Below are 25775 nucleotides of genomic sequence, written 5' to 3'. Positions count from 1 at the left end.
GGTCACCGCAGCTTCAATGTAGAGATCGCCACCAGTGCCAGAATGATCGTGATGATCCAGAAACGGACTATGATCTTCGGCTCGGCAACGCCCTTGAGTTCGAAATGATGGTGGATCGGCGCCATGCGGAATATCCGCTTCCCCCGGTATTTGTACGACCCGACCTGGAAGATCACCGACAGCGCCTCGATGACGAAGATTCCCCCCACGATGACCAGCAGGATCTCCTGTTTGGTGATCACCGCCAGCGTGCCCAGGCCGCCCCCCAGGGAGAGCGAGCCCACATCCCCCATGAACACCTCGGCAGGGTAGGAGTTGTACCAGAGGAATCCCAGCCCAGCGCCGACCATGGCCCCGCAGAGCACGGCGAGTTCGCCGCTTCCCGCTACATAGGGTATCTGCAGATAGCCGGACAGCCTGACATTGCCGGCTATGTAGGAGAAAAGCAGGTACGTCGCGGCATTGATCGCCACCGGCCCGATGGCAAGGCCGTCCAGCCCGTCGGTCAGGTTCACGGCATTGCTCGCGCCGACGATGACCAGCATGGCGAACGGGATGTAGAACATCCCCAGATCCGGATGGATCCTCTTGAAGAAGGGGAAATAGACATCGGTGGAGAAACCGGGGAGCGAGTAGAGGGCCACCCCGACAACGCCTCCCAGGAGGACCTGCCAGAACATCTTCTGCCGCGGTGAAAGCCCTTTGGGGTTCTTTTCCACGACCTTTTTATAGTCGTCCACAAAACCGATCAGGCCATAGCCGACGATAATGAAGATGGTCAGCCAGACATACTGATTGGTAAGATCAGCCCAGAGGAGCGTCGGCACGATGATGGCCGCCAGGATGAGCACTCCCCCCATGGTCGGGGTCCCCTGTTTCTTCAGATGCGATTCCGGACCGTCGGTTCGGATGACCTGGCGCGCCTGCAGCCCTTCGAGCTTGCGGATCACCCACGGCCCGATAATGAAACAGACCACCAGAGCGGTGATCATGGCATAGATCGACCTGAAGGTCAGGTATTTGAAGACATTGAAGAGCTTGATGTCGCTGGCGAGCGGGTAGAAGAGGTGGTAGAGCATCAGTGAGCCCCCTTCCCGGCAGATCCTGCCCACCAGATGCGAATCCCCTCGGCTACGGTTTCCATCCGCATGCCGCGCGACCCCTTGACGAGCACGCTATCACCGCTCTGGAGGCTGCCGCGCAGATCGACGAGAATCTGTTCGTGACTCTCCCCCACCACGATGGCCTCTTCCGCAAGCCCCCCCTCCAGGGCACCGGCCTTCACCGTCTCGGCAAATCGCCCCAGCAGATAGAGTCGGCTGACACAGGTAGCGGCCAGCCGGCCGACCCCCCGATGGGCATCCATGGCCACACTCCCCAGTTCCAGCATGTCTCCCAGCACCGCGATGGCACGACCTTCGCCGCGCACCTCGGACAGGGTAACCAGGGCCGCAGCCATTGAACCCGGATTCGCGTTGTAGCTGTCATCGATCAGGGTCACCCCGTCGAGTTCCTCCAGGCGGAAGCGCTTGTCGACCGGCACAAAAGCCTCAAGCCCGGACACAATCAGGTTAAGCGGCACGTCCAGCGCCCTGGCTGCGGCTGCCGCAGCCAGGGCGTTGTAGATATTGTGCCGGCCATGTGCCTTGAGATGAACCTTTGCCTCACCTCCCGGCACGACGAGGGTGAATCGCTCTCCCCCCCGGTCGCTCCGTTCAAGATTGACGGCAGCGATCTCTGCGCCATGCAGGCCGAAGGATATGCGCTCTACCCCTTCGGGAGCCGGCAACGCCGCGATGAGCTGGTCATCGGCGTTGTAGATCGCTTTGGCTCCTCTGCTCAGGCGCATGAACAGCTCCCCTTTGGCCCTTGCCACCGCTTCGACGCTTCCCATGCTCTGGAGATGCGCCGGGAACGCATTGGTGATCACCCCTACCGTCGGATCGGCGATTTCCGCCAGCCGGTCGATCTCTCCCGGCTCGCTCATCCCCATTTCAAGCACTACCCAGCAGTGCTCTGGCCGTAGCAGGAAGACCATCTGCGGCAGTCCGATCAGGTTATTCAGGTTTCCCGCTGTCTTGAGACCGGGTCCGGTTTGCTCCAGGATCGTTGCCAGCATCTCCTTGGTGGTTGTCTTGCCGTTGCTGCCGGTCACGCCGACAACCGGAATGGCGAAACGACGCCGGTAGCTGGCGGCAAGATCCCCGAGCGCCCGCTCCGTATCTGCGACCACGATACAGTCGATCCCGACCGGAGCGTCTTGTTCGGCAATCCAGCGTTCATCGGCAAGAACTGTTGTCACCCCTTGCGCTGCAACCGCGGCGATGAATTCATGTCCATTGAAGCGGGCTCCGCGCAGAGGGACGAAGAGCTCCCCCGGACGGACGGAACGGGAGTCCGTGGAGACACCGGCAACGTGTGCAGTGCCCGTCCCGATCAGCCTTCCACCGGTTGCCGCTGTAATCTCGCTGCTGGTGAACATGACAGTCCTTTGGCCACCACGGCATTCCCTTCTCAGCATGCGCCGAGAGCCGCAGCAGCCTCCTCACGATCGTCGAAATGGTGCTTGGTTTTCCCTATGATCTGATAGTCCTCATGCCCCTTGCCGGCCAAAAGGACAATGTCTCCCTGTCGTGCCAGCCCGATGGCCAGCCTGATCGCCTCGCGACGGTCCGGAATGGTCACGAACCCTGCAGCAGGAAACCCACCCTGCAGGTCTGCCGGCCGGTACTCGAGCGCATCCTGCGCGATCAGCCCTTCACGTATCTCGGCAATGATCCCCAGGGGCTCCTCGGTACGCGGATTGTCCGAGGTCACCACGGCCAGGTCGCTGAACCGCCCGGCAACCGCACCCATGATCGGCCGCTTGCCGCGGTCCCGATCCCCCCCGCAACCAAAAACGGTTATGATACGCCCCGTTTTCAGTTCAGTGAGCGTCTGCAACACATTCTCCAGGGCATCGCCGGTATGGGCGTAGTCCACCAGCACGGTGACCCCCCTGGCGTTCTCCACCCGCTCCAGCCTGCCCGGTACGGTGCGATGTTTCTCGATGCCTGCCCTGATGGTCTCCGGGGCAAACCCCAGGGCGACTCCCACCGCGGCGGCAGCAAGGATATTATAGAGGTTGAACCGACCCAGCAGCCGGGAATGGAACGCCACGTTCCCTGCCGGGGTACAGAGCATTGCCTTGATCCCATCCACGGTGAACTGCACGTCCGTTGCCGTTACCTGCGCCGCAGGACCGAGTCCGTAAGTCAGCACCGGAGCAGACGAACCGTCCGCGATCCGCGGTCCGGCTGGATCGTCCGTGTTGATCACTGCATAGCGCCTCGTCTTGATCGAGTCCGCTGCGAGCAGCTCGCTGAACAACCGGCTCTTTGCGCCGAGGTAGGTTTCCATGTCGCCATGATAGTCGAGATGGTCCCTGGTCAGGTTGGTAAAGACCCCCACATCGAAGGAGCAGCCATCTACCCGGCGCTGTTCCAGGGCATGGGACGACACCTCCATGACGATGCTCGCAGCGCCCTTGTCCAAAAGGGCTCGCAGGGTCTCCTGGAGATCCACCGATTCGGGGGTCGTGTGCGGGGCAGGGATTTCTAAATCGCCGAATCGGTAACTGACCGTGCCGAGTACCGCAGCAGGAAGACCGGCAGCGGCGAGAATCCCTTCAACCAGATAGGTCGTGGTGGTCTTGCCATTGGTCCCGGTAATGCCGACTAGGGGGACCTGTGCGGTCGGTTCCCCATAGAAACGCGACGCCATTCGTGCCATGGCCTGCCGGGCATCTTTGACCACTATGCACGGCAGCTGGCTGCGGATCTGGTCGCGGTCCTCAAGGACAATCGCGCAGGCGCCCCGTTCGATGGCCGCATCGATAAAGCGGTGGCCGTCGACCGCTGCACCCTTTAAAGCGAAAAAGAGACCCCCAGGCTGCACCGTACGTGAATCATAGGAGAGCCCCTGGATCTCTTGGTCGCTCCATGCGCCGATTTCCAGCGGAGAGACGGCTTGTAACAGGTCACTGAGCTGCATGTACCCTCTGGGGAAGGCTGTCCCCTCCCGTGTCGTTTCGATCAGGCCGATGGCATGAACTTTACCCAGACCTGATCGGTTGGCCCTATACGATGTCCCGGCAGTGGATGTTGCTCGATTGCCCTGCCGCTCCCGATTATTCTCACATTCAGATTTCTCTTCTCCATGCGGCGCAAAACTTCCCGCATGCTCAAGCCCCTAAAATCGGGCATTGCCGTTCCTTCTCCCACGTCAATGAAGGCGCCACCCTCAGCCCCGGCGACTTCTTCGACTGACGGCGACTTCTGCGGTATTGCGCCTGCGTCCTTCCCTTTGCCTGCCTTTGCCAGCCCGTCGGGCGGCACCTTGAGATAGCAGAGCGCCTGTTGTGCAATGGCACTGAACGCCGGAGCGGCTACTACCCCCCCATAGGGGCTGGTCTTCGGTTCGTCAATGACGACCAGTATGGTCAGCCGCGGTTTGTTGAGGGGAACGAAGCCGATGAACGATGCCGTCCGCTTGTCGACCGAATATCCATGCGTCACCGGGTCGACCTTCTGCGCCGTCCCCGTCTTCCCCGCCACCCGATAGCCCTCGACCGAAGCGTTGGTCCCGGTGCCTCCCTCTACGGTAACCCCCTCCATCATGGTGGCCAGGGCCTTTGCCGTTGTCGGGGAGATCACCCGCTGGCGTTCCTGCGGCGCAACTTCCTTGAGCACATTCCCTTCGGTATCGGAGATCCTTTCGACCAGGTAGGGTTTCATCAGCACCCCGCCGTTGGCAACAGCCGAGAATGCTGAGGCAAGCTGTACAGCGGTTGCCGAGACCCCCTGACCGAAAGAGATGGTCGCCAGATCGACGCCGTACCACTGGCTCCGGTCGCGCAGGTTGCCGGCAACTTCGCCGGGGAGGTCGATACCTGATTTCTGCCCGAAACCGAAGCCTTTCAAATAGCGATAGAGCCGCTCCTGTCCGAGGCGGCTGCCGATCTTTGCTGCTCCGATATTGCTGGAATATTTGAGTATGTCGGCTATGGATATCCTGCCATACTTGTGCGTATCATGGATGGTCCTGCCGCCGATGTTGTAGGAACCCATCTCGCAATCAAAGGTATCACGCGGGTTGATAACCCCTTCATCAAGGGCGGCCGCCATGAGAAAGACCTTGAAGGTCGAACCGGGTTCGAAGCTGTCGGCAATGCTCCGATTGCGCAACTGTGCTGGCTGGTACTTGTAGTAGACATTGGGATTGAAGCCCGGATAATTGGCCATGGCCAGTATCCTGCCGGTCTGGGGTTCCATAACCAGCGCAATCCCTGCCTTGGCCCCGCTCTCGGTGACAGCCTTGGCCAGTTCCTTTTCTGCCAGGTACTGGATATTCTTGTCCAGGGTAAGGGTGACGTTGTTCCCTTTGGACGGGCCTTTGACAACCCCCTCTTTCAGGGCAATGTCGCGCCCCAGGGCATCCCGCTCGGTAACCATGTAACCGGTGCTGCCGAGAATCGTCGAATTGTACTTCAGTTCAACGCCTTCGAGCCCCTCGGGATCGACTCCGGTAAACCCTATGACGCTCCCGGCCACTTCCAGATTCGGATAGTAGCGCTTGCTCTCCTTGACGAAACCGATCCCTTCAAGCTCCAGCTTTTTGATTTTTGCCGTCACATCCGGGGTTATCTGCCGCTGCAACCAGACAAAGCCCTTGCTGCCACTCAGTCGCCGCTCCAACTGGGATACCGGAACCCCCAGGAGCGGGGCAAGACTTGTGGCAACCTCCCGCGGATTTTCGATGTTGCGGGGCTCGGCAAAACATGAATCCATTTCGATGGAGACGGCCAGAGCAGCATTGTTGGCATCGTAGATGGTCCCCCTGCCAGGGGTCAGCGGCACCGTTTTCTGATGCTGCCGCTCTGCCAGCTTTTGAAGCTGCTCTGCCTTGATGACCTGCAGATAAAAGGCTCTCGCCGAGGTGACCAGGAAGAAAAAGACAAAAAGACCCCCGACAAGCCTTATTCTAACCCTGGTCCAATGCTCACGACGATCCCTCACCGCACGTTCACCACCTGTTGGTTGGTAGGCAGGTCCAGCCCCAATTCCTGGCGGGCAACTGCCTCGATGCGGGCTGGTGTCTTCAGGGAAGCCACTTCAAGCTTCAACCGGCTCTGCTCCTGGCTGAGCTCCTTGAAGTGCCGCAATGCCTCTCCCTGCTGGAGATTGAGCTCGATGATCTTGACCCGTGACCAGACATGGAAGATCGAAACGGCAGTCAGGACGAGAAGGATGATCAGAAGCGACGGAAGGAATTCATCGCGCTTTCCCGTCAGCACGGCTTCCAGCCGACGGGGAGCAACTATTTTACTATGTGCGGTCTTTGCGTTTGCCATGTTCTGCTTCCTTAGTCGTTCAGCATCGTTCCGCAGCCCTGAGCCTGGCGCTCCGGGCTCTCGGGTTGTTGGCGACTTCTTCGGCCTGGGGAATAAGTGGGCGGCTTGTCACTATCCGCAAAAGCGGCACCTTGTTGCAGACACAGACCGGAAGATCCCGTGGGCAATCGCATCCGGATGCCTGCTCGCGAAAGAACCGCTTTACGATCCGGTCTTCCAGCGAATGAAAAGAGATGACCGCGATCCGCCCCCCCGGATTCAACAGCGGGACAGCATCCGCCAGACACTCTTCAATGCTCGTCAGCTCCTCATTTACGGCGATGCGCAGAGCCTGAAAGGTCCGGGTGGCCGGATGAAGCCGCTCTTCCCATGCGCCCCGCGGTATCGCACCCTTGATCAGTGAAACCAGCTGCCCGGTCGTCTCCAGCGTCGACTCCTCTCTAGCAGCCACGATCCGCCCGGCAATCCGCTTCGCCCATCGCTCTTCCCCATACTCACGGATGATCCGTGCCAGGTCTTCCTCCGGGAGCCGGTTGACCAGGTCAGCGGCGGTGACAGCGGCAGACTGGTCCATTCTCATGTCCAGCGGCGCATCGTGCTGAAAGCTGAAGCCCCGCTCCGGCGTATCGAGCTGAAACGAGGAGACGCCCAGGTCAACAAGAAGCCCGTCGATCGATGTGACGCCCGATTCGGCCAGCGCCGCTCCGATCTGCGAAAAATTTCTCCGCAACAGCGTCACCCGCCCGCCATAGGGTGCCAGCAAAAGCTCTGCTGCGGCAAGCGCATCGCCATCCCGGTCAAATCCGATCAATCGACCGTCGGGCGCCGACGCTTCGAGGATGAGGCGTGAATGCCCGCCCCCTCCCACGGTCCCATCGACATAAACCCCGCCGGGACGCGGCGCCAAGAGATCGATCACTTCCCGGGCCATGACCGAGAGATGGCCGAAACTGCTCATCAGAGTCCAAGGCCGGCCAGCGCGACGCTATCGCCGGGGAAATCCTTCTCTGCCTGGGCACAGACCTTGTCCCAAGTTGCCACATCCCAGATCTCGATCTTGCGTTGCATCCCGACAAAGATGATCTCTTTTTCCAAAGCAGCATACCCTCGCAGCGATGGCGGTATCAGGACCCGCCCCTGCCGGTCCGCAACACACTCCACCGCGGGGGCCAGCACCAACCTCCTGATGCTGTTGAGCTCCTTGACCGTAAAACCGTCTCCCCGCTCAATCTTCTTTTCAAACTCCTGGAACTCCACAAGCGGAAAAACGGCCAGGCCGTGACAGACCTCGCCGGCATCCGTACAGACCGGGATGTTTTTCGTGACAACGAAACGCTCGTCACCGAACGTCTCGACAAAGACGCTTCTCAGGCGGGAGGGGATGCTGGTGCGCCCCTTGCCGTCAATCGAGTTGTAATGCTCCCCTCTAAACATGCGCCCCCAGGGAAATTTTGCCACTTATTGCCACTTTTCCCCACCTTGTGGACAAACTATACTAGCCGCCCCATGGGTTGTCAAGGCAAAAAAACCCTCTAATCTTGCCTTTTTTCTACTTAATTATTAGATGGTTATCTGCATAAACCAGGGGAGGGAAACCGGGTGGGCCGGTGATTGGAACTGCAGGGGGGAAACAGTCACAGATCCGCGGAGAAACCGGTATGGGGAAACGGCATTCAGTCCTTTTTCTTGCGGTCGGCCAGAAAGACCACCTTGGCCGGTGAAGGGGCATCGCTGGCGGACGGAGAGGGAGTGGGCTCTTCCTCGTTCGAAGAGGTGGGGAAGGGTTGATGCCTCTCTTTTGTCTGGGGGGGGCAGACCACGTTCTCCAGAACCATTGGCGTCCCCCCCATGGTAAAGGGGGCGCCATTGATCTGGCTCTCATCGAGTATCCAGGTATAGACCTGCAGCGGCAAGGTGAGCACCAGGAGCCGCACCTGCCACCAGCCCGGCTTGACGTCGGGGACAATCTCTTCGATCCGGGCGAAGAAACCGGGGCGGTTGTCCACATGAACGAGCACAAGGTCACGTATCGTAGCCATTACTTTTCCTCTAGTTCCCTGGGCGGCGAGAACCGGTCGACAGCGCCGAGCATGGCAGCCTTGCCATCCAGATATCGTTCACAGTTGATAAGGAGCCCGGAACGGAAGCGGTTTGCCAACAGCGCTTCCATTTCGAGATAGCATGTAAGAAGCCTGTCGCACAGGGAATTGAAGTCCTGCCGCGGGCCTGGCGCCATCTCCAGTTCCACGCGGTCACAGACAAAGGTCACACAGTTGTAGGGTCTGAACTGCGGCTCCATCAGGCATCCATCCCCACCGATAAAGGGGCATGCCCCGGAATCGAAAGACGGGGTGAACAATTTTCGCTGAGCCACCAGATAGGCGAGCAGATCGATCACGGTAAAATGATAGCGTCCGGCCCGGCAACATTCGCCACCACACTGCGCGCAGACTGCGGCACCGTCCACCAGGGAGAAGCAGGCAGCAATCTCTCCCTTGACTGCCATTATCTGATGTACCAGCGCAACCACTGCACAGCGTCGCGCCTCGTCAAGAGCAGCAAACTCCTCTACGACAGCGGCAAGCCCGATCCGCCACTTCTCGTCATCTGTCACGTGATTTCCTGCCATGTCGTCGGGAAACCCGCAGACAGGCCGGGCATCCGTCAATAAAAAATTGGTCAAAGCAGCACGTAAGCCGGGTTCTGTTCTCCCTTGCAGTTACCTGCAAAAAAGCGATGGCCATTCATCTAGGACCGTCGTTGCCAACGGCCTCAAGCAGCCAACCCGGAAGCACGGACGGGCCGTCCTTGGCGCTTCCCTATTCGGCCTTGCTCCTGGTGGGGTTTACCTGGCATCCGACGTCACCGTCGAACCCGGTGAGCTCTTACCTCACCCTTTCACCCTTACCCGCCAAAGCGGGCGGACTTCTCTCTGTGGCACTTTCCCTGGGGTCACCCCCGCTGGACGTTATCCAGCACCATGCCCTGTGGAGCCCGGACTTTCCTCCCCCTGCAAGCAGGCGGCGGCCACCTGTCCTGCTTTGACCAAACCGATATACCCATAATCCGGCTGCAAAAGCTTCGGAAGCCGGCGAAAATCCATCGGCGCACTACCGCATTCTGCAGACGGATCGGTAAGTCCCCGCTACCCTTGCGTTTGCTGACGCAGCACCAGGATACGCTGGCAATGCGGGCAGGTAATAAGCTCATTACCACGGAACAGGGTGTTATAGAGTTGAGGAGGGAGATTCATGTTGCAGCCGAGACAGCTGCCATCGCGCGCCTCAACCACTGCGATGCCCCGCCTGAGTTCCCTGAGCGTCCCATAGCGTTTCACGATATTGGCCGGAAGGCTGCGTACCTTTTCCTCGCGGCTTTTGCGGTCTCCGGCAACATCCTTCTCCAGCGCATCGATCTTGCCCTGGACCTCGGACTGCTGGGAAGAGACGTTCTCTTCCAGCTGGGCGAGATTCCCTTCACGCTCGGCAATCTCCCCCTTGAGCTCCTCGATCTGGCCGATCTTCTGCAGAAGCTGTTCTTCCAGCTCAGCTTTCATCTTGCGGGCCATGGAGATCTCTTTGGAAACAGCCTGATACTCCTTCTGCGTCTTGATCTCCTTCAATCGCGACTCGGAACGGACGATATTCTCCGACTCGGCAGCCAGGGTAACATCCAAGCTCGCCTTCTCATCTTCCAACTGAGCCTGCTCTTCCTGCTTCAGAAGAAGCTCCTGGCGCGCAGCAGTGACCGTCCGGTCCAGCTCCGTGATCTCTGCCATCAGTACTTCTCTCGCGTTTGCAACCCCATCGAGCTTCAGATCGATCTCCTGCAGCTCGTCAAGCGTCAGTAAATTCTTGTGCACTTCTACTCCCCTTTCCGCCGTTGATATCTTCCCGTACCGTCAAACCATACCCTAGTCACATATAACTGAATGGATCCTCTTCCCCTGCAAATGGGATGGTGTCGACCGCATAGCGAAGGCGCTCCATCTCCCGCATAATGCGGTCGGCAAGGCCCTGCACCATGAGCCGTTCAGTGGCAAAGTGGCCCGCATCGACCAGGGCCATTCCGAGCCCTTCAGCGTCGCGAGCTTCATGATACTTAATGTCTCCAGTCACCAGGACATCGGCACCACGGAAATACGCATCCCGCAGGAGCGATGCCCCGCTTCCGCCACAGAGAGCAACTCGCCGGACCTTCCGCGCCGGATCACCCACGAAGCGAAGTCCGCCCGCCCCCAGGCGTTGTTTGGCCTCCTGTGCAAACTCGCGCAGGGTCGTCTCTGCCGCAAGCTCGCCAATCCGTCCCAATCCACGGGAAGCCCCCCGGTTAACGAGGGGATAGAGATCAAAGGCCGGCTCTTCGTAGGGATGGACCTTTTTCAGAGCCGCCACAGCCGCCTCAAGGTCTGTCTTGCGCAGCAGGACCTCGATCCGGCTCTCTCCAACCGAAGCCCGTTCCCCCTTCTCGCCGATAAATGGCGTGGCACCATCCAGAGGCCGGAAGGTTCCGGTGCCTGCCACCCGGAAAGAGCACTCCGAATAATTGCCGATGAAACCGCTGAAACGGAAGAGCGCCTCCATGACCTGCACCTCATGCCCAAGCGGCACAAAGACGCACAGCTTCACGAGCTCGTCAGAACCGGTTATCTGCAGCGGTTCGGCAGAGATCAGTCCGAGCCGTTCCGCAAGCAGGTCATTCACCCCGCCGCTGGCGATATCGTAATTGGTGTGCAGTGCCACAATTGCCAGGTCGTTACGGATTGCTCGAAAAAGCAGGGAACCGTCAGGATCGGCAGATGATAATTTCTTCAGGGGTTTGAAAATGAGGGGATGGTGCGTGAAGAGAAGGTTGCAGCGATGGGAGATGGCGGCATCGACAGAGGCAGGTGAGGCATCCAGAGCAACCATGATTCTCTTTACCTGAACGCCGGGATCACCCACCTGCAAACCGGGGTTATCCCAACCTTCCGCAAAGCGCGGCGGAGCAATTTTATTAACAATACCAACCAGATCTGAGACTATGGGCACGTTCATCGTCGACCAAAGAAAAAGAGTGCAACCTTAAGGTGTGCACTCTTTTTCATCCTCGGCAAAGAGGTTTTTTCGTTACGCTGGCGCTTTATGGGCATCCCCTCAACCCGGAGTTTTGGATGGTGGGCCCACCAGGACTCGAACCTGGGACCGACCGGTTATGAGCCGGTAGCTCTAGCCAACTGAGCTATAGGCCCTCAAAGCGAAAGTTCATAGTATGAAATGCACTCAAGGGTGTCAAGTTTTTTTCTCCAGCCAAACCGGGATGTCTCGATGCACCTGCACTGGCGCTGTCATTTCAAGACAAAGAGCGCCGAGCAGAGACAGAGGGGAGTAATTTTGATAATGATTGTCATTTTCCTAACGTGAGCGTATGCTGTCAGCAGGTACAGACAGACATAAGCCCTGTTTTAAAAGGATGGGAACCATGGGACATCGAGGAAAAGAGAGACAGGGGTTCGAGCTGATGGTCATAGAAGTGATCAATGTCGGCCCGGCAGAGGGGAAATCATATTCGCAGGTGATCATGCTGGACGGCAGCGAAGAGACACGGACATTCGTCCATGAGCGTTTGGACGAAATTCTCTCCACCTTCGTCAAGATGAAGAATGCCGGGGCAAACACCGAAAAACAACCGCTCCGGATTAGTGTCAGCGCGAAAAAAGGGGGGAAAAAGCCGATACGCTTCTGATCAATCGCCCGCAAGGAACGCGTCGATCTCTTGCAAACCGGCAAGGGCCTGCATTGACACGGAATGATGGGGAGCGTCTATCTGGGCCTCTCTGGGATTGATACGGATGACCGTTGCTCCGTACCGATGACCCAGCTGCTCGCTCAGACTGCGGATAGTGGGGATCGCAGTTCCGGCTCCCATCTCCACCACAACCATGGGCTCAGCGCCGTTATCGGTCAGAAATTCGTCAAAGTTTCGTTCCTGGCGCCGCGTGCGATCGGAAAGCCAGGAAAAATCGCCGAACATAAGGATATTGGGACGGGCAACACCACCACAATGGATACAGTGGGGGATATGACGGGCACGCATCGTCCCCAGGTCAACTGGGACTTCTTCTTGATTGTCCCAGATAGCCGGAGAGCACGGTTGCAGGCACTGGAGGTGGTGTATGGAGCCATGGACCTCAAGGATGGCATCGCCGGCAAACCCGGCCTTCTGAAACTGTCCATCCACATTCGAGGTCACGACAAAATGTTCAAGCCCGAAACGTTGTATCCACTCCAATAGAATGGCAAATCCCGCATGGGGAACGGTTTCCCGGTAGAGATTGGTGCGATGGCCATAAAAGCCCCATCCGAATGCGGGATCGCGGGAAAAATGGACAGGGTTGGCTGCACCGACGAAATCGACCCCCAGTCGTTCATACATGGGATAGGCGTTCCAGAATCCCCGGTCGCCGCGGAAGTCGGGCAACCCGGAGTCGACCCCCATTCCGGCGCCTGCGGTAACTACCAGCACCCGCGCATGCCGAATGGCGGCAGCGGCCTTCTGTAACGTTTCTGGTGTCGTCATACCCTCTCCTTTCATCACCACAGTGACTCTCCAGAGACTGACCGGATCTACACGGCCACGCGGACCAGTGCCGGCCTGAGCAGCTGCACAACATCCTGCGGATTCATCCCGACCAGATAACCTCGCTTGCCGCCGTTGAGATATATCTTGGAGAGAGCCAGGATCGTCTCCTCCATGAAGACCGGCATCGGCTTCCTGGTCCCGAAGGGAGAAGTCCCCCCCACCAGATAACCGGAATGCCTGTTTGCAGTCTCGGGTGAACAGGCGCTTATGGCCTTGACCCCCATGATTCGGGCCAGTTCCCTGGTGGAAACCTGGCGATCACCATGCATAAGGACTATGAGCGGATTTTTCCGTTCATCCTCCATGATCAGGGTCTTGATCACACAGTGCTCATCCACCCCCAGCTCGCGGGACGAGACCGAAGTGCCCCCTTTTTCCTCATAATCGTACAGATGATCGGTGAACGGGAGCCCCGACTGGCGCAACAGACGAACCGCAGCGGTAACAGGGGTCTTTTCCTTTGCCATGACAACCTCTATGATGTGTAATGCGTAGTCTGTCAGCGGGCCGGCGGCGCAGGCGGCATGATGGGTGCAGCAGGTGCCAACGGGGCCTCCGGTGCAGGCACGGCAGGAGGAACAGGCGCCACAGGTCCCGAGGGTGCCCGCCGGTCCGGGACAGAGAAAGGCGCCGACCCGGTCCCCGAAGGCCACCCCCCTCCGCCTCCCCCGGTATAGCCACCGCCATCCGCAGGAGCAGCATAACGATAGCTGCCGGCCTCCTGCAACTCCTTTTTGAAGGTCACGGCATCGTAGAGCACGAGACCGCCGAACAACAGCAGCACCGCGACATACACGCCCCAGAGATACCGTCGCCCCCCGACACGCGAGTTGCACAGGAAGGCGAATACCAGAGGCAGCGCCAGCATCTCGAGCGCATACCCGGCACCATTGAAAAAGGTGCCGTAGCGGATTACGGTAAAGCGGACACAACCCACCGCCAGAGCAAGAAACAGTGCGTTCTGCCAGGACGAGAAAAAGGGGAGCAGTGTGCCCAAGGTAAATGGTGACTGAATCGGTCGGCGGGAGGAAGGAGCAGGCCGATGCGGCGGTGCAACCTTTTCATCCTCTGCCGGAGGGGCTGGCGCAGGCTTGGCGGAAGGCCGAGCTGTCGCTTCTTGCAGGGTCTCGGAACGTGGATGAGCAGCCAGATCCACCTTGACTACCCGATAGGCCTCGTTGATCTCTTTCAGCTTCTCCTGGGCAAGCTGCTGCAGATGCAGATCATCGCCGAAGCGGTCGGGGTGCCAAACCCGGACCAGCTCCCGGTAGGCACGGCGGACCTCCTGGCTCGTGGCATCAGGCTTGAGGCCGAGAATTTCGTAATAGCGCAGCAGAGTATCCATAGACAGCCCGGGCGACACAGGAGGCTTTTTCGCTAAACACGGAAATAATCCTCAACGAACGTGGAGAGCAGCCCACGCACCGTTATCATACCAGAGTATCGGGAGCCGGGAAACCCCTTCGATCCCCCGGAAAACGGAAAGGCCGCACCGGTTGCCCGATGCGGCCTCGTCACTGCTCTCGCAGCAGACATGTTAGTTATTCCACGAAGCTCTTCAGCTTCTTGGCCCGGCTGGGATGGCGGAGCTTTCTCAGCGCCTTGGCCTCGATCTGGCGGATACGTTCGCGGGTGACCTCGAAATCCTGCCCGACCTCTTCCAGGGTGTGGTCGCTCTTCTCGCCGATACCGAAACGCATCCTGAGGACCTTTTCCTCGCGCGGCGTCAACGTGGAGAGCACGCGGGCGGTCTGTTCGGACAGGTTCGCCTTGATGACCGCTTCCAGGGGGGATACCACCCCCTTGTCCTCGATGAAATCACCCAGATGGGAATCTTCCTCTTCGCCGATCGGCGTCTCCAGGGATATCGGTTCCTTGGCGATCTTCAGCACCTTGCGCACCTTGTCCAACGGGAGGTTCATCCGTTCGGCAATCTCCTCGGGCGAAGGCTCGCGGCCGATCTCCTGCACCAGCTGCCTGCTGGTGCGGATCAGCTTGTTGATCGTCTCGATCATGTGCACCGGGATGCGGATGGTGCGTGCCTGATCTGCGATGGCGCGGGTGATCGCCTGCCTGATCCACCAGGTGGCATAAGTGGAAAACTTGTAGCCCCGCTGGTATTCGAACTTGTCCACCGCCTTCATCAGGCCGATGTTTCCTTCCTGGATCAGGTCGAGGAACTGGAGCCCCCGGTTGGTGTACTTCTTGGCGATGGAAACCACCAGGCGGAGGTTGGCCTCCACCAGTTCTGATTTTGCCAGCTTGGCCTTGTGCTCTCCCTCTTCGATGGCCCTGATGGCACTGGCCAGTTCCGAGGCAAGGAAGCCCGACTCGTGCTCGACCTTGCGCAGCTTGCGGTCGACGCCGCGGAGGCGTTTTTCCAGCTTCTGGGCCTCTTCCAGGGTCATCCCCAGCTTCTTCAGCCCCTTTTTCTCCCCGTCGGGACTCTTATGCATCCGCTCAAAGAGCTTGTACAGCTCTTCCACAGTCGTATTGCCGGCTTCGACTTCGATTGTGGACAGCTCGTGCATGATGGTATCGACCTTGACGGAAAGCTCCTTGAGTCGTTGGGAGATCTTCTCGATGTGGCGGTCCCGCAGGCGAAGAGATGAAACCAGCTCGGCCAACTGCTGCTTGATCTCGCGCTGCTCCTCCTGCACCTTGGAGCGGGCTGCTGCAGCCAGTTCGCCTTCAAGCTGACCATTGATCTCCTCCATCCTGACATCCAGGTCCCTGATCTCGTCGATAACGGAGAGAAGCCGAATCATGTGGACATCCTCTTCGTCCTCTTCCAGCTCTTCCTCTTCAACTTCCTTGCTGATCTCGGCCGGCAGGATCTGCCCTTTTCTGAGGCGGTCCCCCAGACAGACGATCTCCTTGACGGTGATCGGGGTGTTCAGGATGACACTTGCCATGTCCCGTTCGCCATCCTCGATCCGCTTGGCGATCTCCACTTCGCCTTCACGGGTGAGCAGCGACACAGAGCCCATCTCGCGCAGGTACATCCGCACGGGATCGCTGGTCCGCCCCAGAGCACCCGGCTCGAACTCCTGCTCTTCCTGCTCTCCCTCCATCTCCTCTTCTTCCTCAAGGTCCATCTTGACCTTGGGAATCTTGACCTTCTGGACGGAATCGACAATCTCTATGTCCATCTCGCCGAACATGCTCATGACGTCGTCAATCTGCTCGGAGGAGACGATATCGGGGGGGAGCAGGTCATTCACCTCGTCATAGGTGAGGAACCCCTTCTCTTTCCCCAGGTCAATCAGCTGCTTCACTTCTTCCATGCTCTTCTTCGCCATGCACAACACCTCGAACGGTACGTAGATATATCTATACTTTTATAGTAATTGCGATTTTCTATTTCGCAAGGTCTCAATCTGCGCCAGGAGCTCGTGATAACGGGGAGAGTCGGGTTCCGTCCGCGCCAGCTCACGGGCAAGCTGCTTGATATCCTTGATCTCTCCCCGTGCCAGGGAGACGCAGCACTGATCAAAGGCCTTTGCCGGATCGATCCCCTCCAGATGCGCATCATGCACGAACAGGGCGGAGAGTCGGCCCTGCTCTTCCGGAGTAGCCACGCCTTCCAGCAGGGAAGGCCAATCTACCCGGTCATGGTCATTGCCTGCCTCGATGAGTGATTCGGCAAGCGGCACCAGATGCGGGGGTAAGAGCCGTGTGACACCCTGTTTCCGGGCCTGTACCGCAAGCTCCGGATATTTGCCAATCAGCGCCAGGAGTAGTTCCGCCGTATCCGGCCCCGTCGGACGCCCCTTCTGCGGTTGCGCAACCGGGCGCTGGTCCCGTTCCGCGAGCCCTGTTTCCAGACGGAGCTCGGTCTCGTCCACCCCCAGCATCCGCGCAACCTCGGCGGCATATAACCGTCGCTGGATGCGGTCGGGGATCACGCGCAACCGGGGGATCAACTCCGCAAGTATGCGGCGCTTCCCCTCCACGCTTCCTGCGTCCTGCGTCTTGAGCAGGAGCCGGAAATAATACTCGAAAATGGGCCGGGCCGATTCCAGGCGGCGGCGAAAGGCCTCGTCCCCCTCCCGCTTGACAAAACTGTCCGGATCGTCACCCTCGGGCAGCTCCACCACATCCGCCGGAAAACCTTCGGGCAGGACCAGGTCCATGGCCCGAACCGTTGCCTTCTGGCCGGCGATGTCGGAGTCGAACAGGGTATGCACCCGGCCGGCATAGCGCTGCAGGAGTTTCAGGTGCTCGGCAGTGAGCGCCGTGCCGCAGGTGGCGACCACCTCCCGGATTCCTGCCTGGTAGAGGGAGAGATGGTCGAAATATCCCTCGACAACGATGACGCTCCCCTTCTCCCTGATGGTCTGCTTGCCCAGATCGAGGCCGAAGAGGACCTCGCTCTTGCGATAAATGGGCGATTCCGGCGAGTTGATGTACTTGGGCAGCGAATCGTCGAGCACCCTGCCGCCAAAGGCGATGGGCCTGCCGTGGATGTCGGCGATGGTGAAGAGGAGGCGGCTGCGGAAGAGATCGTAATATCCCCCTCCCTCGCGCTTCCGGACCAGGCCGAGCTTTTCCACCAGTTCCAGGCCGGCGCCCCGCCGTTCCAGGTAGCGGCAGAGACCATCCCAGCGCGCCGGGGCATAGCCGAGACGGTACGCTTCGGCCGTTGCCAGGTCAACGCCGCGACGCCCCAGGTACTGTCGGGCCGGCTCCCCCTCTTCACCCGAGAGGAGAATGCCGCGATAAAACTGGGCTGCCTGCTCCGTTATCCGGTAATACTGTTCCCGTTCGTCCTGGCGTTGCTGCTCGCCGCGGGTGAGCGGTCGTTCTTCGATGGCGATGCCGGCGCGGCGGGCCAGGAACTTCACAGCTTCGGGAAAGGTGATCCCTTCCATGCGCATGATGAACGAAAAGACATTCCCACCCACGCCGCAACCGAAACAGTGAAAGATGCCGCGCCCCGGATTGACGTTGAACGAGGGGGTCTTCTCGCCATGGAACGGACAGAGCCCCTGGTAGTTCGACCCTGATTTCTTGAGGCTGACATAGTCGGAAATCAGTTCGAGAATCGTAACCCGTTCCCGTACCTCGCGAATTGTCTCTTCGGGTATCATCTGTGCCGCTCTCCCCGCCGCAGAGGGGTGTTCAGATCGCCAGTGCCGGGAAACCGCTGCGCTTTAACGGCTTTGTGTCCGGATAGCAGCTGCGCGGCCCTGGCTCTTCCATCCGGCTATCATGTCTTGCCCGGTTTCACTCAGGGAACGGGCAGTGGATGACCCCTGCAGATACCCCTTGATCTTTGCCGGTACCGGTTTGCTGACGGCAAGAGCCAGGAGAATGCAGAGGATGAACGCCCCCTGGAGGAAGCCAAATACCACCCCGCCAAAACGGTTGAGCCACCCCAGCAGCATGATCTTGAAAATGACGGTGAGCAGATGACCGACGAAAAAAAACAGAAGACCCAGGACAAGGTAGATGAGCAGAAACGCCACGGCAGCAGTTACGGCCTGCGGCAGATTGATGAGCGATCTGATCGTGGCGGTGAGGGCGCCATAATAGCTGAACGCCGCCCAAGCGCCGGCAATGACGCCAAGCAGGGAACAAACCTCCCTGACCAGCCCCTTCATGAACCCCTTCACGGCACAGGCCAAAAGGATGATCCAGAGCAGGATATCGAGGAAATTCAGTCCGTGCATGCAGCCATATCCACAAAAAGAAAAAGCAGGGGCAATCCGATGATATGCCCCCACCTCGTCTCTTTCGCATTATTACTATGAACCGGGCACCCCCCGGAAGGGTCGGGTGATCAGCCGAGCAACTCCTTGACCACCTCACTGACCAGTTTTCCGTCGGCTCGTCCGGCAGTGTGGGGCATCAAGGACTTCATGACCCGCCCCATATCCTTGCTCCCCTGGGCCCCTGTTTCGGCAATGACCCCGGCAACAAGTTCGGCAATCTCTTCACGGGAAAGCTGCCTGGGCAGGAACTCGAGCAATACCGCCAGCTCGCGCTCTTCTTTCTCGACAAGATCCTGCCGTCCGGCTTCACCGAACATCCGGATCGATTCCCTGCGCTGCTTGGCCAGCGAGGAAACAACCTCGCAGATACCGGCGTCGTCAAGGACCGTCTTCTGGTCTATCTCTCTGTTCTTTACCGCGGAGCGGACAAGGCGAATGCAGGAAAGCCGCACTTCGTCACGGGCCTTCATCGCCACCTTCATCTCGTCTGTCAGTGTTTCCCGCAGTCCCATGATTTAGTCCATCATCTTGCGCTGCTTCTTGAGCGCGCGCTTACGGGCAGCGATAGCCTTCTTCTTCCGCTTGATACTCGGCTTCTCGAAGTGCTCGCGCTTACGGATTTCAGACAAAATCCCCGCCTTTTCGCACTGCTTCTTGAACTTCTTCAGCACGATCTCAAACGGTTCGTTTTCCTTTACCTTTATTCCCGGCATCCATACACCCCTCCCTCCTGTTGCATATTTAAAGCCTTAGCAAGGGCAGGCCGGTAGTCTGCAAGAGATGGTATATTATCCGCCCACCTCAACCATGTCAAGAATATATTCGATCGCCGGAGAATTAACCGACAGGGCGGGACTGCTTCTCCGCAATCCCCGAGGTGCCGAAACGGCGTCGCAGTTCGTCATAAACGGCATCGAGAGGGATGTCGCTGTGCCCCAGGAGAACCAGCGCATGGAAGAACAGGTCCGCTGCCTCGTAGACGATCTCGTCGCGGTTGCCCCCCTTGCCGGCAATCACCAGCTCGGTGGCCTCCTCGCCCAGCTTCTTCAGGATCTTATCCGTTCCCTTGGCCATCAGGGAGGCGGTGTAGGAGCTATCAGGCGAAGCGCCTTTGCGCTCCAGGATCACCCGGTAGACCGCATGCAGGATGTCGTCTCGTTCGTTCATAGCCGGACAGCTACTCCTCTCTGGCGCAGATACTCCTTGGCCTCATGCACCGTGTGCTGCCGGAAGTGAAAGATGGAAGCGGCAAGGCAGGCCGATGCCCCGGCCACGGCAAACCCGTCATAGAGATGTTCCAGCGTGCCGACGCCCCCCGAAGCGATGACCGGCACGCTGACCGCATCGACAATGGCCCTGGTCAGCGGCAGGTCGTAGCCATCCTTGGTGCCGTCCCGGTCCATGCTGGTAAGGAGGATCTCACCGGCACCGTAGGACTCCATCCGCTGGGCCCACTCCACCGCATCGATGCCGGTCGGTTTGCGTCCTCCGTGGGTATAGACCTCCCAGCGCTGTTCACCCGGCACCTGGCGGGCGTCGATGGCCACGACCGTGCACTGGGAACCGAAACGCTCCGCAGCTTCACGGACAAAGTCTGGATTGTGCACGGCAGCAGTATTGATGGAAACCTTGTCGGCTCCGGCATTCAGCATCCTACGGATATCCTCGACGGTCCGGATGCCGCCGCCGACTGTTAGCGGCATGAAGACCCGCTCCGCAGTCTTGCGGACAACATCGACCATGGTGTCGCGGCCGTCACTGGAGGCGGTGATATCGAGGAAGGTCAGCTCGTCAGCACCTTGCTGGTCGTAGAGTTCGGCGATCTCCACCGGATCGCCGGCATCCCGTAGTTCGAGAAACTGCACCCCCTTTACCACCCGGCCGCCAGTCACGTCCAAGCAGGGAATAATGCGTCGTGTAAGCATTGATAACCTCGGGTTAAGGTTGAAGTTGAGGTTGGGCTGAACCTAAAACTTAGCCTTGACTTGCCTTTTTAGTCAGTGTGATGGCTTCCGCCAGATTGATCGCCCCGCTGTAGATCGCCTTGCCGGTGATGGCGCCGCTGATCCCCGCGCTCTCAACCGCCATGAGATTTTCTATGTCCTTGAGCGTCGAAACACCTCCGGATGCGATGACCGGTATGGAGATCGCCTCGGCCAGCGCCCTGGTCGCCTCGATGTTCGGCCCCTGCATCATCCCGTCCCGGCTGATGTCGGTATAGACAATGGCCGAGACACCTAACCCCTCGAATTTACGGGCCAGATCCACGGCCGTCACATCGGTAACCTCGGCCCATCCCTGGACCGCAACCATGCCGTTCTTGGCGTCGATGCCGACAACGATGCGCCCCGGAAACCGTGCGCATGCCTCCTTGACCAGTTCCGGATTGCGCTGGGCCGCGGTGCCGATGATCACCCGCCCGACCCCCATCCCCAGATAGGCCTCGATGGTGGCGAGATCGCGGATGCCGCCGCCGAGCTGCGTCGGTATCTGCAGCACGCTGACAATGGACTCGATGGCCGCCCGGTTCTTCGGCTCTCCGGCAAACGCCCCGTCCAGATCGACGATATGCAGCAGCTCCGCCCCCTGCGTCTGCCAGGCGAGCGCCTGGGCCGCCGGGTTGTCGCTGTAGACCGTGTCACGCTCCATAAGCCCCTGCTCCAGGCGGACACACTTCCCTTCCTTCAGGTCGATTGCCGGTATAACGATCACGTGAACTCTCCGAAATTCTTCAGCATGCGCAGCCCGACTTCCTGGGATTTCTCCGGATGGAACTGCGTCGCCATGACATTGTCTTTCCAGATTGCGGCGCAGAATTCTACGCCATAGGTTGCAGTCGCCGCCACTGCCGTCTCGTCGTCCGGCATCTCATAGTAGGAATGCACGAAATAGACGTTGGTGCCGTCCTCGATCCCGTTGAAGATCGGCGCTCGCCGCCGAATGGCAAGCTGGTTCCACCCCATGTGCGGCACCTTGAGCTTTTCGCCATTCTCCTCCATCCCGTCCGGAAAACGGAGCACGTGCCCGGGGATGACGTTCAGCCCCTGGTAGAGGCCGAACTCGACGCTGTCCGTCAGCAAAAGCTGCATGCCGACGCAGATCCCGAGAAAAGGGCGCCCCTCCCGGATCACCTTGAGGATCGGCTCGACAAAGCCCCCCTGCTCCAGGTTGCGCATGCAGTCGCGGAAGGCGCCGACCCCTGGAAGGACGACCTTCCCGGCCTCCAGCACCACCTTCGGATCTGCGGTCACCACGGCATCGAACCCGACCTTCTCGAACCCCTTCTGCACGGAACGGAGGTTCCCCATCCCGTAGTCGATAATCGCAATCATTGATAAGGACCTTTCACCACGGAGACACGGAGTATCACGGAGAACACCCACGCTATCAGGTTTCCTCCGTGGCTCCGTGGTGGGTTTTATAGTTTACCCTTTGTGGACATCACCCCTTCGATCCGGGGATCGACCTGGGTCGCCATGTCCAGCGCCCTGGCTGTGGCCTTGAAACAGGCCTCCAGAATATGATGGACATTGTCGCCGTACATCACGTTGACATGCAGGTTGGCTCCCAGGTTGTTGACCAGGGCCTGGAAAAACTCGCGGGCCAGCTCCACGTCGAACTCGCCGATCTTCACCTTGGGGAGCGATACGTGGTAGACCAGATAGGGCCGCCCGGACAGGTCCGTCGCCACGCTGGCAAGGGTCTCGTCCATGGGGACTGTTGCCTGGCCGTAGCGGCGGATCCCCTTCTTGTCCCCCAGGGCCTGCCTGATGGCCTGCCCCAGCACGATGCCGATATCCTCCACCGTGTGGTGGAAATCGATGTCGATATCACCGCTCGCCTCCACCTCCAGGTCGAACAGGCCGTGCCGGGCAAAGAGGTCGAGCATGTGGTCGAGGAAGGGAACCGAGGTACAGACCTTGGCTGCACCGGTGCCGTCAAGATCGATGGAAAGCTTGATCCGGGTTTCCTTTGTCACTCTTTCTATAGCAGCCGTTCGTGCCATTCTAGCCTCCTGAAAATCAGCCTATCTCTTTAATCGCAGCCAGCGTCTTTTCCATATCCTCACGGGTGCCGATGGAGATCCGCAACCCATGGGACAGCAGGGGGTCGGAGAAATGACGCACCAGGATCTTCCGTTCAAACAGTCCGTCATAGACCCGCTTGCCGTTTCTGTCCGGAGGCGAGGCAAAGACATAATTCCCCTGGGAGGGGATGACATCGTAGCCGACGACCCGCAGTTCCGAAGAAAACCATTCGCGCGTCTCGCGAATCTTTCGGCAGCACTCGGCCAGGTAGGACTGGTCCCGCAGCGCTGCCACACAGGCCGCCTGTGCCAGGCGGTCCAGATTGTAGTGGTCGCGGATCTTGTCCAGGGCGGCGATCACCTCGGGTCGGGCAATGGCAAGGCCGAGCCGCATGCCTGCCAGGGAATAGCTCTTAGAGAGGGTGCGGGTCACCACGACATTATCGTATTTTTTCACCAGTTCCAGGGCGCTCGACTCGGCAAATTCGGCATAGGTCTCGTCCAGCACCAGCATGCCGGCACAGCACCTGGCCAGCTCTTCGATGTATGCAAGCGGAAATGCCGGCCCGAGCGGGGCATTGGGAGTGGTGAGGAAGAAGACCTTCCCTTCGTAGCGCTCCGGGAAGTCGGCAATGCGGAAATCAGCGGTCAGGCCGAAGGTCCGCACCCGCGCGCCCTGGACTTCCGCCAGCGTCGCATAGTAGGAGTAGGACGGATGAACGTAGCCGATCTCTTCCCCTTCGGAGGCGAATGCCCGGATCAGGTTGTTCAGCACCTCGTCCGAGCCGTTTGCCATGATGATCCACGACGGGTCGAAACCGAACACCAGCCCGGCTGCCTCGCGCAGACTCTGGCTGGAAGCGCTTGGGTAGGTGCGAAGGTTGGCGCCGTCCGGCCCCAGCTCCGCCAGAATGGCCTTCACCACCTCCGGTGACGGCGGATAGGGGTTCTCGTTGGTGTTGATCTTGATCCAGGAAGAAATGTCCGGGGGCTGATAGCCGGGGACATAGCCGGCCATGGCGGCGATATTCGGTCTGAGTGGGATCATGCGCAAAAACCTTTCACTGTCCTTCGCTGCTGTCCAGCCTGATGCTCACCGATCTGCCGTGAGCCTCCAGCCCCTCCAGTTCCGCAATCCTGACAATCTCCCTTCCCAGCCGGTTGAGGCCACCGCTGCTGAAGTAGACGATGGAGGATTTCTTGATGAAATCGTCCACGGACAGGGGGGAGAAGAACCGTGCGGTCCCGCCGGTGGGGAGGGTGTGATTCGGCCCGGCAAGGTAGTCGCCGGCAGCCTCCGGGGTAAAGTGCCCGAGGAAGATGGCGCCGGCGTTCCTGATGAGCGGCAGGATGGCAAACGGGTCCGCCACTGCCAGTTCCAGGTGCTCGGGGGCGATCCGGTTGGAAAAGCGGATCGCCTCGTCAAGACTCCCGGCAACAATCACTGCGCCATAGGTTTCCCAGGACTTCCGGGCGATACTCTCCCGCTTGAGTTCCGCCAGTTGCCGCTCCACCTCTGTTGCGACCCGCTCGCCAAAGGCGCGGTCGGTGGTGATCAGGATGGATGAGGCCAGTTCGTCGTGCTCGGCCTGGGAGAGCAGATCGGCGGCAAGATGGGCCGGTGTGCCGCTGCCGTCGTTGATGATCAGGATCTCGCTGGGACCGGCGATCATGTCGATCCCCACCTGGCCGAAGACCAGCTTCTTGGCGGTGGCCACGTAGATGTTGCCCGGACCGGTGACCTTGTCCACCCTCGGGATGGTCGCCGTGCCGTAGGCGAGTGCCGCCACGGCCTGGGCGCCGCCGATGCGGAATATCCGGTCGACGCCGGAAAGCCTGGCTGCCACCAGCACATGGGGGTTGATCTCCCCGCCGGGGGTGGGGGCGACCATGATCACCTCGGGCACCCCGGCTACCTTAGCCGGCACGGCATTCATGATGACGCTGGAGGGGTAGCTCGCCTTGCCGCCGGGGACGTAGATCCCAACCCGCGAAAGCGGTGTCACCATCTGGCCGAGCATGATATCCGGCTCTTCGGTGGAAAGCCAGGTCTGCTGTTTCTGTTTCTCGTGGAAACGGGCAACCCGCTCCACGGCGAGCTTCAGGGATTCGATCTCTTCGCTGCTCACCCTGGCAAAGGCATAATCGATCTCGTCGTCCGTCACCTGCAGCTCTGCAACGGTAGCGGCCGTCAGCCGGTCGAAGCGGTTGGTGTATTCCAACACCGCGGCATCGCCCTGCTGCCTGACCGCAGCGATGATCCCGGTGACGACCTGCTCCACCTCGCGGCCGGACTCCTCGCCACGGGCGAGGATGGCGGCAAACTGCCGATCGAAATCGGTATCGCGAATATCGAGGAATTTCATACGTGGCGCTCCAGACCTTCTATAATCCCGGTGATGCGCTGGTGCTTGGTTTTCAGGCTCGCCCGGTTGACGATCAGGCGGGTGGTGATCTCGGCAATGGTCTCCACCTCGACCAGTCCGTTCTGCTTCAGGGTCTCGCCCGTGGAGACCAGGTCGACGATCCGCTCGGAAAGACCCACCAGCGGCGCCAGCTCGATGGAACCGTAGAGCTTGATGATCTCCACCTGAACACCCTTGGCGCCGAAGTATTTCTCGGTCATGTGAGGGTACTTGGTGGCAATGCGGATATTGCTCCAGCGGGAAGGGTCGTCGTCGCGGGCAAGCCCGGCCGGCTCGGCCACCATCATCCGGCAGTAGCCGAACTTGAGGTCCAGGGGCTCATACACATCCTTTTCCTGCTCCAGCAGGGTATCTTTGCCGACAATTCCCAGGTCTGCCGCACCGTACTCCACGTAGGTCGGCACATCGGTGGCCCGGACGATCATGTAGCGCATCCTCTGCGCCTGGTTCTCGAAGATCAGCTTGCGGGAGCTGGAAAGGAGCTCCGCGCAGTCGATGCCGATCTTCTGAAAGAGGGCAACGGACTCTTCCAGAATCCTCCCCTTGGGAATGGCAATGGTAATGAAATCAGACATGTGGTTGGTTTTCCCGTA

Annotated in this window: 27 protein-coding genes, 1 tRNA gene, 1 other RNA gene and 1 pseudogene; 1 reads left to right on the top strand and 29 read right to left on the bottom strand. The window is 59.6% G+C overall.

Annotated features, from left to right (window positions below; genetic code table 11):
* Nucleotides 1-2: 2 nt before the first annotated feature.
* The 13 genes and pseudogenes from GJT30_12650 to GJT30_12590 all read right to left on the bottom strand — a co-directional run bounded on the left by GJT30_12650 (nucleotide 3) and on the right by GJT30_12590 (nucleotide 11621).
* A complete protein-coding gene (locus GJT30_12650) occupies nucleotides 3-1079 on the bottom strand; it encodes a phospho-N-acetylmuramoyl-pentapeptide-transferase (protein MSM40457.1) in 1077 nt (358 codons plus the stop codon).
* The gene (murF, locus tag GJT30_12645) at nucleotides 1079-2482 is read right to left on the bottom strand and encodes a UDP-N-acetylmuramoyl-tripeptide--D-alanyl-D-alanine ligase (GenBank protein MSM40456.1); all 1404 of its coding nucleotides are present in this window, start codon (nucleotides 2480-2482) and stop codon (nucleotides 1079-1081) included. The genes GJT30_12650 and murF overlap by 1 nt, the downstream gene beginning before the upstream one ends.
* Before the next feature lie 32 nt (nucleotides 2483-2514).
* A complete protein-coding gene (locus tag GJT30_12640) occupies nucleotides 2515-4032 on the bottom strand; it encodes a UDP-N-acetylmuramoyl-L-alanyl-D-glutamate--2,6-diaminopimelate ligase (protein ID MSM40455.1) in 1518 nt (505 codons plus the stop codon).
* Between the two features lie 41 nt (nucleotides 4033-4073).
* The gene (locus GJT30_12635) at nucleotides 4074-6056 is read right to left on the bottom strand and encodes a PASTA domain-containing protein (protein ID MSM40454.1); all 1983 of its coding nucleotides are present in this window, start codon (nucleotides 6054-6056) and stop codon (nucleotides 4074-4076) included.
* A complete protein-coding gene (gene ftsL / locus GJT30_12630; protein MSM40453.1) occupies nucleotides 6053-6391 on the bottom strand; it encodes a cell division protein FtsL in 339 nt (112 codons plus the stop codon). The genes GJT30_12635 and ftsL overlap by 4 nt, the downstream gene beginning before the upstream one ends.
* Before the next feature lie 19 nt (nucleotides 6392-6410).
* Nucleotides 6411-7349 carry a 16S rRNA (cytosine(1402)-N(4))-methyltransferase RsmH gene (gene rsmH, locus GJT30_12625; GenBank protein ID MSM40452.1) on the bottom strand — a complete coding sequence of 313 codons (939 nt, stop codon included), beginning with the start codon at nucleotides 7347-7349 and terminating at the stop codon, nucleotides 6411-6413.
* Nucleotides 7349-7825, bottom strand: a complete 477-nt coding sequence (gene mraZ / locus GJT30_12620; GenBank protein ID MSM40451.1) for a division/cell wall cluster transcriptional repressor MraZ — start codon at nucleotides 7823-7825, stop codon at nucleotides 7349-7351. Before mraZ ends, rsmH begins: the two co-directional genes overlap by 1 nt.
* A 380-nt stretch (nucleotides 7826-8205) precedes the next feature.
* Nucleotides 8206-8430, bottom strand: a pseudogene (locus GJT30_12615) (hypothetical protein).
* Nucleotides 8430-9005: a hypothetical protein gene (locus GJT30_12610; GenBank protein MSM40450.1), complete on the bottom strand. Its 576-nt coding sequence runs from the start codon at nucleotides 9003-9005 to the stop codon at nucleotides 8430-8432. The pseudogene GJT30_12615 and the gene GJT30_12610 overlap by 1 nt, the downstream one beginning before the upstream one ends.
* Before the next feature lie 63 nt (nucleotides 9006-9068).
* Nucleotides 9069-9434, bottom strand: an RNA gene (gene rnpB / locus GJT30_12605) — RNase P RNA component class A.
* Nucleotides 9435-9536: 102 nt separating this feature from the next.
* Nucleotides 9537-10253, bottom strand: coding sequence for a hypothetical protein (locus GJT30_12600; protein ID MSM40449.1), 717 nt, complete (start codon nucleotides 10251-10253; stop codon nucleotides 9537-9539).
* Nucleotides 10254-10308: 55 nt separating this feature from the next.
* Nucleotides 10309-11427 (bottom strand): Nif3-like dinuclear metal center hexameric protein, encoded by a 1119-nt coding sequence (locus GJT30_12595; GenBank protein MSM40448.1) that lies wholly within the window; start codon nucleotides 11425-11427, stop codon nucleotides 10309-10311.
* A 117-nt stretch (nucleotides 11428-11544) separates the two neighbouring features.
* A tRNA-Ile gene (locus GJT30_12590) sits at nucleotides 11545-11621 on the bottom strand.
* 230 nt (nucleotides 11622-11851) lie between these two features.
* Here GJT30_12590 and GJT30_12585 point away from each other — a divergent pair.
* Nucleotides 11852-12115 (top strand): hypothetical protein, encoded by a 264-nt coding sequence (locus GJT30_12585; protein MSM40447.1) that lies wholly within the window; start codon nucleotides 11852-11854, stop codon nucleotides 12113-12115.
* Here GJT30_12585 and GJT30_12580 read toward each other — a convergent pair whose 3' ends face one another.
* The 16 genes from GJT30_12580 to GJT30_12505 form a co-directional block, all read right to left on the bottom strand.
* Nucleotides 12116-12949 carry an NAD-dependent deacetylase gene (locus GJT30_12580; protein ID MSM40446.1) on the bottom strand — a complete coding sequence of 278 codons (834 nt, stop codon included), beginning with the start codon at nucleotides 12947-12949 and terminating at the stop codon, nucleotides 12116-12118.
* 47 nt (nucleotides 12950-12996) lie between these two features.
* Entirely contained in the window at nucleotides 12997-13479 is a 483-nt protein-coding gene (locus tag GJT30_12575) for a Cys-tRNA(Pro) deacylase (GenBank protein ID MSM40445.1), read from the bottom strand.
* 32 nt (nucleotides 13480-13511) lie between these two features.
* A complete protein-coding gene (locus GJT30_12570) occupies nucleotides 13512-14357 on the bottom strand; it encodes a DnaJ domain-containing protein (protein MSM40444.1) in 846 nt (281 codons plus the stop codon).
* 196 nt (nucleotides 14358-14553) lie between these two features.
* Nucleotides 14554-16314: an RNA polymerase sigma factor RpoD gene (rpoD, locus tag GJT30_12565; GenBank protein MSM40443.1), complete on the bottom strand. Its 1761-nt coding sequence runs from the start codon at nucleotides 16312-16314 to the stop codon at nucleotides 14554-14556.
* Nucleotides 16315-16353: 39 nt separating this feature from the next.
* A complete protein-coding gene (locus GJT30_12560) occupies nucleotides 16354-18105 on the bottom strand; it encodes a DNA primase (GenBank protein MSM40442.1) in 1752 nt (583 codons plus the stop codon).
* A gap of 63 nt (nucleotides 18106-18168) precedes the next feature.
* Nucleotides 18169-18678 carry a CvpA family protein gene (locus GJT30_12555; GenBank protein MSM40441.1) on the bottom strand — a complete coding sequence of 170 codons (510 nt, stop codon included), beginning with the start codon at nucleotides 18676-18678 and terminating at the stop codon, nucleotides 18169-18171.
* Nucleotides 18679-18797: 119 nt separating this feature from the next.
* Nucleotides 18798-19241 (bottom strand): GatB/YqeY domain-containing protein, encoded by a 444-nt coding sequence (locus tag GJT30_12550; GenBank protein MSM40440.1) that lies wholly within the window; start codon nucleotides 19239-19241, stop codon nucleotides 18798-18800.
* Nucleotides 19242-19244: 3 nt separating this feature from the next.
* A complete protein-coding gene (locus tag GJT30_12545; protein MSM40439.1) occupies nucleotides 19245-19442 on the bottom strand; it encodes a 30S ribosomal protein S21 in 198 nt (65 codons plus the stop codon).
* A 124-nt stretch (nucleotides 19443-19566) separates the two neighbouring features.
* Nucleotides 19567-19896 (bottom strand): phosphoribosyl-ATP diphosphatase, encoded by a 330-nt coding sequence (locus GJT30_12540; protein MSM40438.1) that lies wholly within the window; start codon nucleotides 19894-19896, stop codon nucleotides 19567-19569.
* Nucleotides 19893-20654, bottom strand: coding sequence for an imidazole glycerol phosphate synthase subunit HisF (hisF, locus tag GJT30_12535; GenBank protein ID MSM40437.1), 762 nt, complete (start codon nucleotides 20652-20654; stop codon nucleotides 19893-19895). Before hisF ends, GJT30_12540 begins: the two co-directional genes overlap by 4 nt.
* A gap of 49 nt (nucleotides 20655-20703) precedes the next feature.
* A complete protein-coding gene (gene hisA, locus GJT30_12530) occupies nucleotides 20704-21441 on the bottom strand; it encodes a 1-(5-phosphoribosyl)-5-[(5-phosphoribosylamino)methylideneamino]imidazole-4-carboxamide isomerase (GenBank protein MSM40436.1) in 738 nt (245 codons plus the stop codon).
* Nucleotides 21438-22061 (bottom strand): imidazole glycerol phosphate synthase subunit HisH, encoded by a 624-nt coding sequence (hisH, locus tag GJT30_12525; GenBank protein ID MSM40435.1) that lies wholly within the window; start codon nucleotides 22059-22061, stop codon nucleotides 21438-21440. Before hisH ends, hisA begins: the two co-directional genes overlap by 4 nt.
* A gap of 86 nt (nucleotides 22062-22147) precedes the next feature.
* A complete protein-coding gene (gene hisB / locus GJT30_12520) occupies nucleotides 22148-22735 on the bottom strand; it encodes an imidazoleglycerol-phosphate dehydratase HisB (protein MSM40434.1) in 588 nt (195 codons plus the stop codon).
* 16 nt (nucleotides 22736-22751) lie between these two features.
* Nucleotides 22752-23804, bottom strand: coding sequence for a histidinol-phosphate transaminase (hisC, locus tag GJT30_12515; GenBank protein ID MSM40433.1), 1053 nt, complete (start codon nucleotides 23802-23804; stop codon nucleotides 22752-22754).
* Nucleotides 23805-23817: 13 nt separating this feature from the next.
* Complete coding sequence (hisD, locus tag GJT30_12510) at nucleotides 23818-25122, bottom strand: histidinol dehydrogenase (protein MSM40432.1); 1305 nt, start codon at nucleotides 25120-25122, stop codon at nucleotides 23818-23820.
* A complete protein-coding gene (locus GJT30_12505; GenBank protein ID MSM40431.1) occupies nucleotides 25119-25757 on the bottom strand; it encodes an ATP phosphoribosyltransferase in 639 nt (212 codons plus the stop codon). Before GJT30_12505 ends, hisD begins: the two co-directional genes overlap by 4 nt.
* Nucleotides 25758-25775 lie beyond the last annotated feature (18 nt).

The organism is Geobacter sp. (assembly GCA_009684525.1).
Taxonomy (GTDB): Bacteria; Desulfobacterota; Desulfuromonadia; order Geobacterales; family DSM-12255; genus Geoanaerobacter.
The sequence above is the reverse complement of the archived record's forward strand: the minus strand, read 5'-3'. Positions and strand labels throughout refer to the sequence as shown.

Bases quoted from the DNA above. Each gene is read 5' to 3' on its own strand.
- GJT30_12585 (MSM40447.1), top strand. From the start codon at position 11,852: ATGGGACATCGAGGAAAAGAGAGACAGGGGTTCGAGCTGATGGTCATA.
- hisH (MSM40435.1), bottom strand. From the start codon at position 22,061: ATGATTGCGATTATCGACTACGGGATGGGGAACCTCCGTTCCGTGCAG.
- GJT30_12505 (MSM40431.1), bottom strand. From the start codon at position 25,757: ATGTCTGATTTCATTACCATTGCCATTCCCAAGGGGAGGATTCTGGAA.
- murF (MSM40456.1), bottom strand. From the start codon at position 2,482: ATGTTCACCAGCAGCGAGATTACAGCGGCAACCGGTGGAAGGCTGATC.
- GJT30_12570 (MSM40444.1), bottom strand. From the start codon at position 14,357: ATGGATACTCTGCTGCGCTATTACGAAATTCTCGGCCTCAAGCCTGAT.
- ftsL (MSM40453.1), bottom strand. From the start codon at position 6,391: ATGGCAAACGCAAAGACCGCACATAGTAAAATAGTTGCTCCCCGTCGG.
- hisB (MSM40434.1), bottom strand. From the start codon at position 22,735: ATGGCACGAACGGCTGCTATAGAAAGAGTGACAAAGGAAACCCGGATC.
- hisD (MSM40432.1), bottom strand. From the start codon at position 25,122: ATGAAATTCCTCGATATTCGCGATACCGATTTCGATCGGCAGTTTGCC.
- GJT30_12540 (MSM40438.1), bottom strand. From the start codon at position 19,896: ATGAACGAACGAGACGACATCCTGCATGCGGTCTACCGGGTGATCCTG.
- GJT30_12580 (MSM40446.1), bottom strand. From the start codon at position 12,949: ATGACGACACCAGAAACGTTACAGAAGGCCGCTGCCGCCATTCGGCAT.
- GJT30_12650 (MSM40457.1), bottom strand. From the start codon at position 1,079: ATGCTCTACCACCTCTTCTACCCGCTCGCCAGCGACATCAAGCTCTTC.
- GJT30_12545 (MSM40439.1), bottom strand. From the start codon at position 19,442: ATGCCGGGAATAAAGGTAAAGGAAAACGAACCGTTTGAGATCGTGCTG.
- hisC (MSM40433.1), bottom strand. From the start codon at position 23,804: ATGATCCCACTCAGACCGAATATCGCCGCCATGGCCGGCTATGTCCCC.
- GJT30_12575 (MSM40445.1), bottom strand. From the start codon at position 13,479: ATGGCAAAGGAAAAGACCCCTGTTACCGCTGCGGTTCGTCTGTTGCGC.
- rpoD (MSM40443.1), bottom strand. From the start codon at position 16,314: ATGGCGAAGAAGAGCATGGAAGAAGTGAAGCAGCTGATTGACCTGGGG.
- mraZ (MSM40451.1), bottom strand. From the start codon at position 7,825: ATGTTTAGAGGGGAGCATTACAACTCGATTGACGGCAAGGGGCGCACC.
- rsmH (MSM40452.1), bottom strand. From the start codon at position 7,349: ATGAGCAGTTTCGGCCATCTCTCGGTCATGGCCCGGGAAGTGATCGAT.
- GJT30_12595 (MSM40448.1), bottom strand. From the start codon at position 11,427: ATGAACGTGCCCATAGTCTCAGATCTGGTTGGTATTGTTAATAAAATT.
- hisF (MSM40437.1), bottom strand. From the start codon at position 20,654: ATGCTTACACGACGCATTATTCCCTGCTTGGACGTGACTGGCGGCCGG.
- GJT30_12550 (MSM40440.1), bottom strand. From the start codon at position 19,241: ATGGGACTGCGGGAAACACTGACAGACGAGATGAAGGTGGCGATGAAG.
- GJT30_12560 (MSM40442.1), bottom strand. From the start codon at position 18,105: ATGATACCCGAAGAGACAATTCGCGAGGTACGGGAACGGGTTACGATT.
- GJT30_12640 (MSM40455.1), bottom strand. From the start codon at position 4,032: ATGCAGCTCAGTGACCTGTTACAAGCCGTCTCTCCGCTGGAAATCGGC.